This is a genomic window from Bradyrhizobium archetypum, assembly GCF_013114835.1.
Taxonomy (GTDB): domain Bacteria; phylum Pseudomonadota; class Alphaproteobacteria; order Rhizobiales; family Xanthobacteraceae; genus Bradyrhizobium; species Bradyrhizobium archetypum.
In genome coordinates this window covers 248582-263507 of the sequence record NZ_JAAVLW010000003.1, presented here as the reverse complement: position 1 = coordinate 263507, position 14926 = coordinate 248582, and the positions used below count along the sequence as shown (strand labels likewise).

Genomic DNA, 14926 nt, shown 5'->3' with positions numbered 1-14926 from the left:
ATGCTTCGGAAGCTTCCCTGTTTCAAGCTATCCTCCCTTGCTGCAAACACCAAGTGCCGGCGCCGATCGCGCAGACCGGACGGAGACCGACGGCGGGAGGAGTTTCAATGCACGGCTCCATGCTAGCTTTGCTTGCCGCCTGCCGTAAGCTGGCGTTGCTGCCGCTGGTTTTGGTCTTATCCGCGCATTTTCCCACGCACGGATCGGCCGCCGACTATCCGGATCGCCCCGTGAAGATCGTTGTTCCCTTCCCCGCCGGAGGAACGGCCGATGCCATTCCACGGATTGTCGGGGACTGGCTGTCCCGTAAATGGGGCCAGCCGGTGGTGATCGAAAACCGCACCGGCGCCGCGGGAAACATCGGCGCCGAACAGGTCTTTCATTCGGCACCTGACGGATACACTCTGCTCTCGTCGCCTCCGCCGCCGCTCGTGATCAATCACAATCTGTATCCGCGGCTCGGCTTCGATCCGACGAAGTTCGAGCCTGTTATCGTGATGGCCCAGGTACCCAACGCGCTGATCGTCAATCCGAACAATATCAAAGCATCGAGCGTGCCCGAGTTGATCGAATACCTGAAGCATAACTCCGACAAAACCATCTGCGCCACGCAGGGCAATGGAACGACCTCACATCTGACGTCGGAGCTATTCCAATCGATGGCGAAGGTGAAGCTGCGGCATATTCCCTATCGTGGCTCGGCGCCCGCGCTGCAGGGGCTGGTCGCCGGCGACGTCGACGTCATGTTCGACAATCTCGGCGTCTCGCTCGAACTTGTTCAGGCCGGCAAGTTGAAACTGCTCGCCGTGGCCTCCTCCGAACGGCTTCCGGCGCTGCCGAACGTACCGACGATATCGGAAACGCTGCCGGGTTTCGAAGCGGTCGCCTGGTACGGCATCGTCGCGCCGCCGAAAACTCCGAAACACATCGTCGACAAGATCAATGCCGATGTGAACGAGGCACTGCGTCAGCCTGCGGTGCGGGATCAGCTCAAGAAACTATCCGCCGGAATTTTCGGTGGCCCGGTCGACAAGACATCCACCTACATGCGCGAGGAAATCGACCGGTGGGCCGCGGTGATCAAATCCGCCAATATCGAGCTGCAGTGAGGGCCCGCGTTAGCAATTGCGCTCATGGCGCCTGTCGTCTGTCGCCGATTTCATGCTACGTTTGCGCGAACTGAGTGATCCCTGAACTCTCTGATCCGATGACCCCCCGCCCGTTTCTGATCCTGATCATCACCTTGATTGCCGTCGTCCATGCCGCGGATGCATGGGCGCAGGACAAGGGCACGGTCAATCCGAAGCCGCTGCCGCCAATTGCCGATCCCGATGATCCCAAGATCGCCGCGAAGGAGTTATTTGGCCGCAAGGTGCTGCCGGCGGCGATGCCGACGCGGGTGTTCGGGTTCTATGCCCATGGCTGCATCGCGGGCGCGGAAGGGCTGCCGATCAACGGTGACAATTGGCAGGTGATGCGGCTGTCGCGCAATCGCTATTGGGGGCATCCGGATCTGGTCGCGCTGATCAAGCGGCTGGCCGCCAGGGCGCACAGGGATGCGGGCTGGCCGGGTATCCTGGTCGGCGACATGTCGCAGCCGCGCGGCGGGCCGATGTTCACCGGGCATGCCAGCCATCAGGTGGGGCTCGACGCCGACATCTGGCTGACGCCGATGCCGAACCGGCAGCTATCGCGCAACGAGCGCGAGGAGATGTCGGCTGTGATGATGGTGCGCGGGGACCGGCTCGATATCGATCCGCACAACTGGACGCCGACGCATCTTGCTGTAATCCGCGCCGCCGCGCTGGAGCCGAGCGTACAGCGCATCTTCGTCAACGCCGCGATCAAGAAGGCGCTGTGCCGCGAAGCCAGGGGCGATCGCCACTGGCTGCACAAGGTGCGGCCGATGTACGGCCACGACTACCACTTCCACATCCGCATCAGATGCCCACCCGGCGCCGGCGAATGCGAGAGCCAGCCCGATCCGAACGAAGGCGAAGGCTGCAGCACCGGCGATCTTGCCTACTGGTTCAGCGATGCGGTGCTGCACCCGAAGCCGCCGAAAGTGCCGCCCAAGCCGAAGCCGCCGATGACAATGGCGGAGCTGCCGCCGGCCTGCAAGGCGGTGCTGCACGCGCCGGACGCGAAGCATTGATGAAGCATTGATGACGTAACGAATAGTCAGCCGGAGAACACCGATGAAGGTTTGGCCCTTGATTGCATCGATCGTTTTCGTCACCAGCGTGCACGCACAAACGCCCTATGCCGGAATGCAGACGCGCTCGATCAAGGCGCTCTCTGATCAGCAGATTGCGGACCTGAACGCCGGCCGCGGCATGGGACTGGCGCTCGCCGCCGAGCTGAACGGATATCCTGGCCCGTCACACGTCCTCGAACTCGCCGACAAGCTCGAACTCTCCGCCGATCAGCGCGCCAGCATGCAGCGCCTGTTCGATGCCATGAAGACCGAGGCAATGCCGCTGGGCGCGAAGCTGATCGAACAAGAAGCCGAGCTCGACAGGCAGTTTGCCAGCCGCATTGTCACGCCGGAAAGCCTTAAGGCGTCGACGGCGGCCGTCGCCGCCACGCAGGGAATGCTGCGCGAAACCCATCTGAAATACCATTTGTTGACCGGAAGCATCTTAACGCCGGCGCAGATGGCGAAGTACGCGGAGCTGCGGGGCTACGGTAGCGGCGCCCATAAGCGACACCATCATCATTGACGCTGCATCTTGCGGCCGATGCAGCCGCCTTTACCTCTACCCTCATCCTGACTATGATCAGGCTGGCGATATCCTGATCGACCGTAAGTCTTCAGGGAATACCGGAACGGCGCTTCCGACGGTCGCCTCGACCAACCAACGCCTGTTTTGCGTGCGGCAAACGCGGCTCGCAAGCATGCATGGAGCGCCCGATGAATCGTCTTGCCGGCCTTTTTCTCGCCTTCGCCCTATCATTAGAAATCATTCCCCTTCCCGCCGCCGCGCAGGACAGGTCGATGACCGTGTTTGCGGCGGCTTCGATGAAGAATGCGCTCGACGAAGTCGACGCCGCCTATACCGCCAAGACTGGCGTCAAGACCACTGTCAGCTATGGCCCGAGTTCAGGATTGGCCCGGCAGATCGAACAGGGCGCGCCGGCCGACATATTCATCTCTGCCGATACCGACTGGATGGATTACGCGATCGGTAAGAAGACCATCAACGAGCCGAGCCGGGTCAATCTGCTCGGCAACAGCATCGTGCTGGTCGCGCCGAAGGATTCCAAGGTTGACAACGTCAGCATCGGCACCGGCTTCGATCTTGCAAAACTCGCCGGCGACGGCAGGATCGCGACCGGCGACGTCAGGGCCGTGCCAGTCGGCAAATACGCCAAGGCAGTGTTGGAGAAGCTCGGGGCATGGCAGGCCGCCGAGCCGAAATTCGCGATGGCCGTCGACGTTCGCGCCGCGCTGACGCTGGTGGCACGCGGCGAAGCGGCACTTGGTATCGTCTATTCGACCGACGCCAAGGCCGAGCCGGGTGTAAAAATCGTCGGCACGTTTCCGGCCGATTCCCATCCGGCGATCATCTATCCCGTCGCGGCGACGACGACCGCGAGGCCGGAAGCCTCGAATTATCTCGCCTTCCTTCGCTCGATGACGGCGAAGACCATTTTTGAAAAATACGGCTTCAAATTCCTCGTCGGTCCCTCAACCTGATGTTCGAGATTTCGCCGGCCGAATGGACGGCCATCCTGCTGTCACTGCGCGTCGCCATCATTGCGACACTGGTGGCGACGCCGTTCGGTATCGCGCTGGCTTGGCTGCTGGCGCGTTATAATTTCTGGGGCAAGTCCGTCCTCGATGCGCTCATTCATCTGCCGCTGGTGCTGCCACCGGTCGCCACCGGCTATCTGTTGCTGCTGAGCTTCGGCCGGCGCGGGCTGGTTGGGGCGTGGCTTGCCGACAATTTCGGCATCGTGTTCGCGTTTCGCTGGACGGGTGCTGCGCTCGCCTGCGGCATCATGTCGTTTCCATTGCTGGTGCGGCCGATCCGGCTGTCGATCGAGGCGATCGACCGCCGGCTCGAGCAGGCCTCCAGCACGCTCGGCGCAGCACCCTGGCAGGTGTTCGCGACAGTCACCCTGCCACTGGCGCTGCCGGGCGTGCTCGCCGGCATGGTACTCGGCTTCGCCAAGGCGATCGGCGAGTTCGGCGCCACCATCACCTTCGTGTCCAACATTCCCGGCGAGACGCAGACGATTTCGTCGGCGATCTATTCGCTGATCCAGACCCCCGATGGCGATGCCGCGGCGGGACGATTGGTGCTGATTTCCATCGTGATCGCGATGGGCGCGCTCATCGCCTCCGAATGGTTCGCGCGGCGCGCCACCAAGCGCCTGCACGGAAACTGACCATGCTGCGCGTCGACGTCACCAAACAGCTCGGCGAGTTCTCGCTGGAAGCCAAATTCGAAAGCCAGGGCCGCGTCACTGGCCTGTTCGGCGCGTCCGGCGCCGGCAAGACCTCGCTGATCAACATGATCGCCGGACTATTGCGGCCCGATCGCGGCATCATCGCGCTCGACGACGAGACACTGGACGATACGTCGAACGGCGTCCATGTGCCGCCGCACCGGCGCCGGATCGGCTACGTGTTTCAGGATGCGCGGCTGTTTCCGCATTTCAACGTTCGGCAAAATCTCGACTACGGCCGGCGCATGAACCGCCTCGCGGAGGATTCCGCGCAACGCGCGCGCATCACCGATCTGCTCGATATCGCCCATCTGCTCGACCGCCGTCCCGGCCAACTCTCCGGCGGCGAGCGCCAGCGCGTGGCGCTCGGCCGCGCATTGTTGTCAAGGCCGCGCCTGCTGTTGATGGATGAGCCGCTGGGCTCGCTCGACGAAAGCCGCAAGGAGGAGATCCTGCCTTATCTGGTGCGGCTGCGCGACGAAGGCATCCCCATGGTCTATGTCAGCCACGATGCCGCCGAGCTGCGGCAGCTCGCAACGCAGATCGTGATGCTCAAGCGCGGCCGCGTCACTGCACTCGGCGGTGTCAAGGTGCTGACGTAGAGATCACTCCGGCACGATACGCACCGCGCCGCGGGCGGCGCTGGTGGTCAGTGCGGCATAGGCCTTCAGCGCCGTCGTCACATTCCGGCTGCGCTTCTTGGCCGGTTTCCATGCGTCCGCCCCGCGCGCCAGCATGGCTTCGCGGCGCGTTTCCAGCGTGGCATCATCGACCACAAGGCTGATCGCGCGCGCGGGGATGTCGATCTTGATGAGATCGCCGTCCTCGACGAGACCGATCAGGCCGCCTTCGGCGGCTTCCGGCGAGATGTGACCGATCGACAGGCCCGAGGAGCCACCGGAGAAACGGCCGTCGGTGATCAGCGCGCAGACTTTTCCGAGTCCCTTCGATTTCAGATAGCTGGTCGGGTACAGCATCTCCTGCATGCCGGGACCGCCGCGCGGGCCCTCATAGCGCACCACGACGACGTCGCCGGCCTTGATCTTGCCGCCCAAAATGCCTTCGACCGCGGCGTCCTGGCTTTCGAAGATTCGCGCCGGACCCTCGAACTTCAGAATGCTCTCATCGACACCGGCGGTCTTCACGATGCAGCCGTCGAGCGCGAGGTTGCCCGACAGCACCGCTAGGCCGCCATCCTTGGAGAAGGCATGCGCCACGTCGCGGATGCAGCCGGCCGTGCGGTCGGTGTCGAGCTCTTCGAACCGGCGCTCCTGGCTGAAGGCGACCTGGGTCGGCACATTGCCCGGCGCAGCCGTGAAGAACTTTCTGACACTTTCGCTCTTGGTCTGCTTGATATCCCAGCGGCTCAGCGCGTCTTCCAGCGTGTTAGAGTGAACCATCGGCAGGCCACGGTTGAGCAGGCCCGCGCGGTCGAGTTCGCCGAGAATAGCCATGATGCCGCCGGCGCGGTGAACATCCTCCAGATGCACGTCCGCCACCGACGGCGCCACCTTGCAGAGAACGGGCACGCGCCGCGACAAGCGATCGATATCCTGCATCGTGAACGGCACCTTGCCTTCATGGGCGGCGGCCAAAAGATGCAGCACCGTATTGGTCGAGCCGCCCATCGCGATATCGAGCGTCATGGCGTTCTCGAACGCCTTGAAGTTGGCGATCGTGCGCGGCAGCGCGGTCTCGTCATCCTGCTCGTAATAGCGCCGGGCGAGGTCAACGATCAGGTGCCCGGCCTCGACGAACAATCCCTTGCGATCCGCATGCGTCGCCAGGATGGAGCCGTTGCCCGGCAGCGCCAACCCCAGCGCCTCGGTCAGGCAGTTCATGGAGTTGGCGGTAAACATGCCGGAGCATGAGCCGCAAGTCGGACAGGCCGAGCGTTCGATCACTTCCACATCGGCGTCACTGACGCTGGTATCGGCCGCCGCGACCATGGCGTCGATCAGGTCAACCGCGCGGATCTTGCCTTTGAGGTTGACCTTGCCGGATTCCATTGGGCCGCCCGAAACGAATACGGTCGGGATGTTGATCCGCAGCGCCGCCATCAGCATGCCGGGCGTGATCTTGTCGCAGTTGGAGATGCACACCATGGCGTCGGCGCAATGCGCGTTGACCATGTATTCGACGCTGTCGGCGATGATCTCGCGCGACGGCAGGCTGTAGAGCATGCCGTCATGGCCCATCGCGATGCCGTCATCGACCGCGATGGTGTTGAACTCCTTGGCGACGCCGCCGGCCTTTTCGATTTCGCGCGCGACAAGCTGGCCGAGATCCTTCAGGTGCACATGGCCGGGCACGAACTGGGTGAACGAATTGACCACGGCGATGATCGGCTTGCCGAAATCCTCGTTCTTCATGCCGGTGGCGCGCCAGAGGCCGCGGGCGCCCGCCATGTTGCGGCCGTGGGTCGTGGTTCGGGAGCGGTAGGCGGGCATGATCTATCCTTCTTGGATCGGGAAAGGCGTCTTTTAGACGCTGGGCGGCCTCGATAAAAGCGGCTTGGCGCAGGGTCGCCATGCGCCGGCACCCCCATAACGGGACGCCCTGCCCCGGGGCTACCGCTAGACGACCTCGCGTGCGCGCAGTTCCGCGATCGCTTTCGCGTCATAGCCGAGCGAGGCCAGCACTTCCTCGGTGTGGGCGCCGAGCGCGGGCGCCATGCGGTCGAGCCGGCCGCCGCCATGGGCGAGCTGAAAGCCGCTGCCGGCAAAGCGCAGCCGTCCGTAGGGCGTATCGATTTCCTGGATGGCGCCGCGGGCTGCGATCTGCGGGTGCTCGATCACCTCCTCGATCTTCCAGATGCTGGCGCAGGGCGCGCCCGCCGCCTCCAGGATCTTCTCCCATTCGCGCGGGTCTTTCTTCGACAGCGCCTCCTCGATGATGGCCCGCAGCGCCGGCTCGTTTTCCTGGCGCGCGAACCAGTCGACGAAACGCGGGTCCTCCAGCACGTCGGCACGGCCGAGCGCCGTCATCAGCGCGCGGTATTGCTTCTCGCTGTTGACGGCGAGCAGCAGGTAGCCGTCGGCTGCCTTGAACAAATTGGCGGTAGGTCTTCGGCTGACGGCCTGATTGCCGGAAAGCTGCTGGCGATGGCCCGCCACTGAATAGTCCGCGACCTGCCCGGACAGGAACGCCAGCGTCGCCTCGAGCATGGAAACGTCGACCAACTGGCCCTTGCCGGTGTGCGTGCGCTGAAACAGCGCGCTCGACACGCCGAAGGCCGCGGTCGCACCCGACAGCACGTCGCAGACCGCAAAGCCGGCGCGCGTGGGGCCGGTCTCGGGATGGCCGGTGATTGACATGATGCCTGACAGCGCCTGGATCTTGCCGTCATAGCCGGCACCCAGCCGCTCCGGCCCGGTCTGGCCGAAGCCGGAGATGGCGCAATAGATCAGCCGCGGGTTGATGGCCGAGAGCGCGGCATAGCCGATGCCGAGCTTATCCATCACGCCGGGCCGGAAATTCTCCATCACCACGTCGGCCTGGCCTGCGAGCTGCTTGACGATGGCGATCGCTTGCGGCTTCGACAGGTCGAGGGTGAGGCTTCGCTTGTTGCCGTTGATCGCCTGCCAGCCCGGCGCAAGGCCGCGCTCGGCCCATTCACGGCTCAGCGGCGTGCGGCGCATATCCTCGCCTTCGCGGCGCTCCACCTTGATGACGTCGGCCCCGAGCAGCGCGAGCTGGTAGCTTGCATAAGGGCCAGCCAGCACCTGCGTGAAGTCGAGAATCTTCACGCCTTCGAACGGTCGGGTCAAAGGGGCCTCCTCCTGGCTTTTTCTTTCCCTCTCCCCGTGTGGGAGAGGGTGGCCGTGAAATGCACCCTCCCCTGGAGCGGGAGGGTCGGCTCACATGGAACGCAGCGAAATGTGAGACGGGGTGGGGTGATCTCTCGACTCGGGCAGTGTTGGACGTGGAGAGACCGTCACCCCACCCCGCCGCTGCGCGGCGACCCTCCCCCTCCAGGGGAAGGGTGACGGGATCACGCCGCCCGGTTGCCGCGCGCGATCTCCTTCTGCTTGTCGAATTCGGCGCGGCGGCGCGCCAGCTCTTCCGGGCTCATCTGCGAGATGTTGTTGTAGTCGAGCTTCCAGGAGGCGTCCGCGCTCCAGCGCAGCGGCGACTGCATCGTGGTGCGCGCGCCGGGCGCGGACTCCACTAGCCGCAGCGCCAGCTCGAGCGTCAGCGCTTGCGAGTCCAAATCATGCGGCTTGCCGGCGGAGTTGCCGAGCGGGAAATCCGAAAACAGGAAGCGCGGCGCGGCGGCGAATTCGACGATATCCTTGGCGCAGCCCATCACCACAGTCGCGATGCCGTTGGCTTCGAGATGGCGCGCCACCAGCGCCGACGTTTGATGACAGACCGGGCAGTTCGGGACGATCACGGCGACATCGACCTGATCGGCGAGGCAGCGGGCGAGGATATCGGGTGCATCGGTTTCGATGGTGACGCGATGGCTGCGGTTGGTCGGCGCACCGAAAAAACGCGGCGCGACCTCGCCGATGCGGCCCGACGCTTTGGCTTTCAGAAGCTGCGGCAATGGAAACCAGGTGCCGCTGTCGGTCGCGGTGGTGTGCTTGCGGTCGTAGCCGATATGCGAGATCCGCAAATCGTGCTGTTTCGAGGTATCGCCGTCATAGACCTTGTAGAACTTGGCGCCGCCATTGTACGGCGCGCCCGGGCCCTGGTCGCCCTTGGCCGGATCATATTGCGCGGCGGTGGTGACGATGGCGACGCGCGATTGCGCGAGCGGCTTTTTCAGCGGCTGGAACGGCGCATCGACATAGTGCGCCCAGCGATAGGGCGTGGTGTAGCCGATCGCCGCGTAGTAGTCGCGCGTTCGCTGCATATAGGGAACGGGAGAATCGTAGTCGGGCGCAAAGCCGAGCTGATCGTCAGAGGGGCCGGACATTGTGTGTCTCTCCTTACGTTTCTACCGTGAGGTCATTGGCTGACCTCTGTTTAAGCTAATGATACTTCGCCAATTCCTCAACAGCGGAAAATACGGCGGACGGCATGGGCGACGGCATGCCGGCTGCGCAGCGATGGATCGCACGCAGCGTCGAGCGCGGTCACTTGGATGCACAAGTCGCCAGAAAGTCATGGAACTGGGGAGGTTGCCAACTCGTTCAGAACTCAGCACCGATGGCCGCAACGGAGGTTAGCTATGGCAGACACCGGCATGAAGGATCACGTGTACAAGATCCTGGATCTCGTAGGGTCTTCCGAAAAGAGCATCGAGGACGCGATTCAGAACGCCATCAGCCGCGCGTCAAAGACCATTCGCGAGATGAAATGGTTCGAAGTCGTACAAACCAGGGGCCATATCGAAAACGGATCTGTTCGCCACTACCAGGTCACCTTGCGGGTTGGATTCACGCTGGAAGAGCAATGATGGCGATGTGACGCCATCAGCGTTCGTGAACGCCGTGGGCCTCAAACCCCTGCCACCGACGACCAGACCTCCGCCAGCTTGCGCCTGAATGCCTGCCAGCGCGTCAGCGGCACGGCCTTTTCCTCGTCCTCGGGCAGCCGAAGGCCGATCACATTGACCCGGCCGCCGCCAATGCTGCGCGCCACCAGAACGATGGAATCGAGTTCGAGCTCAGCGCCCTCCTTCGGGGCATGGTCGAGATGAATGTCGAAATAGTCCGCCAGCGTCAGCCGCGTCTGCTCTTTGCCGACGGAAACGCCGTAGATTTCGGCCAGTTCGCCGAGCGTGTGCTCGCCGGACACCATGAAATCGCCGAGCAGATGCGGATCGGGCGCCGAGCTCGGCGCCATATCGACAAAGAAGCGGTCCAGCGCCTCAGCCTTTTCCGGCGGCGCCAGCAGATAGAGGTAATCGCCGGAAGCGACCGGATCGGCCTCGGTGGGCGAAAGAATCCGCTCGTCGCGGATCACCAGTGTCGGCTTGGACCAGGATGGCAGCAGGCCGCGCCGGAAATACAGGCTTTTCGGGCGCACGGGATAGCCGACCAGTTGCTGCTCGAGCTGGCCGGGCAGATCGAGCTCGACGCGCCGCGGCCCGCGGTCGATACGCGGCAGCGCCACATGCAGCCACCGCGCCGCCGACGCCAGCGTCCAGCCCTGCAGCAACAGCGATATGATGACCACGACAAAGGCGACATCGAAATAAAGATAGGCTTTGGGCAATCCGATCAGCATCGGGATCGAGGCGAGAAAGATCGCGACCGCACCGCGCAGCCCGGTCCAAGCGATGAAGATCTTCTCCCGCCAGTTGAACCGGAACGGCACAAGGCACAGCATCACCGCGAGCGGCCGCGCCACCAGCATCAGCACCAGCGCCACGATCACCGCCGGCCCCACGCTGTCCAACAGACGCTGTGGCGATACTAATAGCCCGAGCAGGACGAACATCACGATTTGCGCCAGCCAGGTCGCGGCGTCGAGAAAGGTGATCACCGAGTTATGCGCGCGGGTCGGCCGGTTGCCGATGATGATGCCGGCGAGATAGACCGCGAGAAAGCCCGAGGCATGCGCGATCTGCGCCATGCCGAAAATCACCAGGGCGGCCGTCGTGACGAAGGGCGCGTGCAGGCCCTGCGGCAGCGCCATGCGGTTGAGCGCCAGCACCACCAGGCGGCCGCCGATCACGCCGACGAAGGCGCCGAGCAGGCCTTCGCGGGCGAGTTCGAATGCGACATGTCCGGGCGAGCTTTGCCCGACCGAAATGAATTCGACCAGCATCAGGGTCAGGAAGATCGCGAACGGATCGTTGGTGCCGGACTCCGCTTCCAGCGTTGCCCCGACACGGGGCCGCAGGCGCAGGCCTTGCGTATGGACCAGCAGAAACACCGCCGCAGCATCGGTCGACGCCACCACGGCGCCGACCAGCAATGACTCGGTCCAGTTCAGGTCGAGCACGTATTTGGCGACCGGCGCCGTGACGAGCGCGGTCAGCAGCACGCCAACCGTCGCCAGTACCATCGATGGCGCAAGCACCGTGCGAATGCTCTGAAATTTGGTGCGCAGCCCGCCGTCGAACAGGATCAGCGCCAGCGCGACCGATCCGACCAGATAGGTGGTGCGAACGTCATCGAAGCTGAGCTGGCCCGGCCCGGCATCGCCCGCCAGCATGCCGATCAGGAGGAACACCAGCAGCAGCGGCGCCCCGAAGCGCAGCGCAAGCAGGCTCGACAGAATGCCCGCCATCACCAGAATAGCGCCCAGAAAGATGGCGATGCTGACCGAGTCGAGAGAACTCATGAACCTCCGATAATTCGCCCGCAAATACTTGCAATTGCATCCTTATCGTTGCCACACTTGAACGCCAACCCATTTCTGCGATAGCGGCAATGTGCCCGATTTTTAGGGCCTGGGCCGTCACCGTAGCTGCGTATCGATGGCGTCCGCGCTGCGCTTGTGGGAATCTGCCTGCACCTTGCGAATCAACTTGCCTGAAGAGGCCGGCTGGCCTCGAACGAGATTTGCCGATGGATTTGAAAGAGATCATCGAGATCCTGCACAGCGCCGCGCGCTCGGTCGGCGCGGAGGTCACCTCGCCCTGGTTCTATCTGCAGCTCGGACTGATCCTGACCGCTACCGGGATCGCCTGGGCCAGCGGCGCGGCAGTGCGGTCCAGGATAGACGTGTCGTCGGTTGCGATGGGCTGGCCGGCGCCGTTCCGGCTGTTCATCCGCGTGCTGGTCGGCAGCACCGCGACGGCGGTGTTCGCGGCTCTGATGACGCTGGCGCGCGCGGTCATGATCGCCTCGACCTGGCCAAGCCGCTCCTATCTGCTGGCGGTTGCCGCCAAGCTCGCCGTCGCCTGGCTGGTCATCAACCTCATCACCTCGGTGATCCGCAACACCTTCGTGGTCCGCCTGGTGTCGATTTCGGCCTGGCTGGTCGTAGCCTTGAGCATTCTGGGCCAGCTCGAGCCGGTGATCGAGGCGCTCGACTCGGTCTCGATCGTGCTCGGCGATCTCCGATTGACGCCGCTGCTGCTGATCAAGCTTGGCGCGCTCCTGATCGTGGCGCTGTGGCTGACCAACATCGCCAGCAATTTCGTGGAAGGCCGGATCACCCGGTCCGGCGACCTGACGCCGTCGATCCAGGTGCTGCTGGTCAAGATCGTCCGGTTCACGCTGATGGTATTTGCCATTGCGGTGGCCTTGAGCGCGGTCGGCATCAATCTCGCGGCGCTCGCGGTGTTCACCGGCGCGGCCGGCGTCGGTATCGGTCTCGGCCTGCAGAAGATCGTTGCCAACTTCATCAGCGGCATCATCCTCCTGGTCGACAAATCGGTGAAACCGGGCGACCTCGTCACCATCGGCGACAACACCGGGCGCATCAGCACGATGAAGACGCGCTACATCTCGGTCGCCGCCGGCGATGGCCGCGAGTTCCTGATTCCGAACGAAGACCTGGTGACGCAGAAGGTCGTGAACTGGACCTACACCGACAAGAATACGCTGGTGAAGGTACTGTTCAGCACCAATTACGATGCCGATCCCCGCCTCGTCTGCAAGCTGGCGATCGAGGTCGCGGCGGCTGCGCCGCGCGCCATCAAGAACAAGCCGCCGAACTGCATCATCACGGAGTTCGCCGAGGCCGGCATGAAGTTCTCGCTGACCTTCTGGATCGCCGATCCCGACGGTATGGACAACGTCAAGAGCGAGGTGATGCTGGCACTGTGGGACGCGTTCAAGCGGGAGGGCATCCGTGTTCCCTATCCGGTCCGCGAAATCCGCGTCCGCGGCGGTGCGCTGCCGGTCGAGCCAGTGGTGGAAGTTTCCGGCTAGATGCAAGCCTTTTATGGCCGCGCAGACTCCAACCTTGGCTTGCACTGACCATTCCGATCATTAAATTAGGCGTTCAAAATCAACCCATTGCCGTTCCCACCGAAGCATGACCGCCCATGAGCTATATTGAAGCGACCGAGACCTCGTTACGTAAGACCGGCCAGATCAAGCTGCACGGCCCGAGCGGATTCGCCGGCATGCGCAAGGCGGGCGCGCTGGTCGCCAAATGCCTCGACGAGCTCACCGATGTCGTCAAGGCGGGCGTTCCGACGTCGCGGATCGACGAATTCGTCCGCGACTTCGCCTTCAGCCATGGCGCCTATCCGGCGACGCTGATGTATCGCGGTTACCGCTACTCGACTTGCACCTCGATCAATCACGTGGTCTGCCACGGCATGCCCGGCGATCGCCCGCTGAAGGAAGGCGACATCGTCAATATCGACGTCACGTTCATCGTCGACGGCTGGTACGGCGATTCCAGCCGCATGTATGTGATCGGCCCGATCGCCCGCAAGGCGGAGCGGCTGATAGAGGTCACCTACGAAGCGATGATGCGCGGCATCGCCGCGGTGAAGCCCGGCGCCACCACCGGCGACATCGGCCACGCCATCCAGAGCTTTGTCGAGCCGCAGGGCATGAGCGTGGTGCGTGATTTCTGCGGCCATGGCCTCGGGCGCATGTTCCATGATGAGCCCAACATCATCCATATCGGCCGGCCCGGCGAAGGCGTGATGCTCAAGCCCGGCATGTTCTTCACCATCGAGCCGATGATCAATCTCGGCAAGCCGCATGTGAAGATCCTGTCCGACGGCTGGACCGCGGTAACCCGCGACCGGTCGCTATCGGCCCAGTTCGAGCATTCGGTGGGCGTGACCGCCACCGGCGTCGAGATCTTCACGCTGTCCGAACGCAACGGCGAGAAGCCGCCGGCTACGACATAGTTGAGCCGGCGCGGGGAATAATCCCGAAGCGCCGAGCTTCGCGCCGTGCCTTTCTCTGTGCAATCGGCCGCTGCCCGGCATACCGGCCGCATCCGGCTTGCCTCGATCAACCGCAATTTTCTCCAAGCGACGCCCTTCCTCATTTGCGAAGTCTCCCGAACACGACGAATTCGACGGGAGAACATCAATGGCCAGCGAATCGCTTTCATTCATCGACGCACTATGCAGCAACGGTCCGGCGCCGGACCGCGCCGACAAGATGATGCTGTATGGCCGTTTCGTCGGCGCATGGGACGGCACCGTGACGGTGCACCGCGCGAACGGCGAGCGCTTCGATTCCAGTTGCGAGGTCCATTTCGGCTGGGCCCTGCAGGGCCGCGCGATCCAGGACGTCTGGATCGTGCCCGCGCGAACCGGGCGCGCGGCCGGCGAGGACGACCGGATGTACGGCACGACCTTGCGGATCTACGATCCCGGGCAGGACAATTGGCAGATCATCTTCGTCGACCCGGTACGCCAGTCCTACAACCGGATGACCGGCCGCCAAGTGGGCGACGACATCGTGCAGGAATATCGCGACGCCGCTGGCACGATCTGCCAGTGGTGCTTCACCGAGATCGAAGCGAACTCGCTGCACTGGATCAGCCGCGAATCGACCGATGAGCGCAAGAGCTGGCGGCTGACCGGCGAGTTTTATCTCAAGCGGAGTGTACGCCCGACGGCGGTCTCGAGCGGCGAGGTATAACATCA

At 63.6% G+C, this 14926-nt stretch carries 14 protein-coding genes; 10 read left to right on the top strand and 4 right to left on the bottom strand.

Features of this window, described 5'->3' with window-relative positions:
- Nucleotides 1-107: 107 nt before the first annotated feature.
- The 6 genes from HCN50_RS09880 to modC all read left to right on the top strand — a co-directional run bounded on the left by HCN50_RS09880 (nucleotide 108) and on the right by modC (nucleotide 5057).
- Nucleotides 108-1109 (top strand): Bug family tripartite tricarboxylate transporter substrate binding protein, encoded by a 1002-nt coding sequence (locus HCN50_RS09880; RefSeq protein WP_171709454.1) that lies wholly within the window; start codon nucleotides 108-110, stop codon nucleotides 1107-1109.
- 98 nt (nucleotides 1110-1207) lie between these two features.
- Nucleotides 1208-2155, top strand: a complete 948-nt coding sequence (gene mepA / locus HCN50_RS09875) for a penicillin-insensitive murein endopeptidase (protein WP_171709453.1) — start codon at nucleotides 1208-1210, stop codon at nucleotides 2153-2155.
- A 115-nt stretch (nucleotides 2156-2270) separates the two neighbouring features.
- On the top strand, nucleotides 2271-2723 hold the full coding sequence (locus HCN50_RS09870; protein ID WP_235976879.1) for a Spy/CpxP family protein refolding chaperone: 453 nt from the start codon (nucleotides 2271-2273) through the stop codon (nucleotides 2721-2723).
- A gap of 191 nt (nucleotides 2724-2914) precedes the next feature.
- Nucleotides 2915-3700 carry a molybdate ABC transporter substrate-binding protein gene (gene modA, locus HCN50_RS09865; RefSeq protein ID WP_171709451.1) on the top strand — a complete coding sequence of 262 codons (786 nt, stop codon included), beginning with the start codon at nucleotides 2915-2917 and terminating at the stop codon, nucleotides 3698-3700.
- Nucleotides 3700-4395, top strand: coding sequence for a molybdate ABC transporter permease subunit (gene modB, locus HCN50_RS09860; RefSeq protein WP_171709450.1), 696 nt, complete (start codon nucleotides 3700-3702; stop codon nucleotides 4393-4395). The genes modA and modB overlap by 1 nt, the downstream gene beginning before the upstream one ends.
- Before the next feature lie 2 nt (nucleotides 4396-4397).
- Complete coding sequence (modC, locus tag HCN50_RS09855) at nucleotides 4398-5057, top strand: molybdenum ABC transporter ATP-binding protein (protein ID WP_171709449.1); 660 nt, start codon at nucleotides 4398-4400, stop codon at nucleotides 5055-5057.
- 3 nt (nucleotides 5058-5060) lie between these two features.
- Here modC and ilvD read toward each other — a convergent pair whose 3' ends face one another.
- The 3 genes from ilvD to HCN50_RS09840 form a co-directional block, all read right to left on the bottom strand.
- Nucleotides 5061-6905, bottom strand: coding sequence for a dihydroxy-acid dehydratase (gene ilvD / locus HCN50_RS09850; RefSeq protein WP_171709448.1), 1845 nt, complete (start codon nucleotides 6903-6905; stop codon nucleotides 5061-5063).
- Nucleotides 6906-7031: 126 nt separating this feature from the next.
- Entirely contained in the window at nucleotides 7032-8225 is a 1194-nt protein-coding gene (locus HCN50_RS09845) for a CaiB/BaiF CoA transferase family protein (RefSeq protein ID WP_171709447.1), read from the bottom strand.
- 224 nt (nucleotides 8226-8449) lie between these two features.
- A complete protein-coding gene (locus HCN50_RS09840; RefSeq protein WP_171709446.1) occupies nucleotides 8450-9379 on the bottom strand; it encodes a glycine reductase in 930 nt (309 codons plus the stop codon).
- Nucleotides 9380-9634: 255 nt separating this feature from the next.
- Between HCN50_RS09840 and HCN50_RS09835 the strand changes: the two genes are divergently transcribed.
- Nucleotides 9635-9862 carry a dodecin gene (locus tag HCN50_RS09835; RefSeq protein WP_376700275.1) on the top strand — a complete coding sequence of 76 codons (228 nt, stop codon included), beginning with the start codon at nucleotides 9635-9637 and terminating at the stop codon, nucleotides 9860-9862.
- A 41-nt stretch (nucleotides 9863-9903) separates the two neighbouring features.
- On the opposite strand, the gene HCN50_RS09830 is transcribed toward HCN50_RS09835, so the two are convergent.
- On the bottom strand, nucleotides 9904-11697 hold the full coding sequence (locus tag HCN50_RS09830) for a potassium/proton antiporter (protein ID WP_171709445.1): 1794 nt from the start codon (nucleotides 11695-11697) through the stop codon (nucleotides 9904-9906).
- A gap of 221 nt (nucleotides 11698-11918) precedes the next feature.
- On the opposite strand from HCN50_RS09830, the gene HCN50_RS09825 reads away from it, so the two are divergent.
- The 3 genes from HCN50_RS09825 (at nucleotide 11919) to HCN50_RS09815 (ending at nucleotide 14921) form a co-directional block, all read left to right on the top strand.
- Nucleotides 11919-13235, top strand: coding sequence for a mechanosensitive ion channel family protein (locus HCN50_RS09825; protein ID WP_235976878.1), 1317 nt, complete (start codon nucleotides 11919-11921; stop codon nucleotides 13233-13235).
- 116 nt (nucleotides 13236-13351) lie between these two features.
- A complete protein-coding gene (gene map, locus HCN50_RS09820; RefSeq protein ID WP_171709443.1) occupies nucleotides 13352-14176 on the top strand; it encodes a type I methionyl aminopeptidase in 825 nt (274 codons plus the stop codon).
- Nucleotides 14177-14363: 187 nt separating this feature from the next.
- The gene (locus HCN50_RS09815; protein WP_171709442.1) at nucleotides 14364-14921 is read left to right on the top strand and encodes a hypothetical protein; all 558 of its coding nucleotides are present in this window, start codon (nucleotides 14364-14366) and stop codon (nucleotides 14919-14921) included.
- Nucleotides 14922-14926 lie beyond the last annotated feature (5 nt).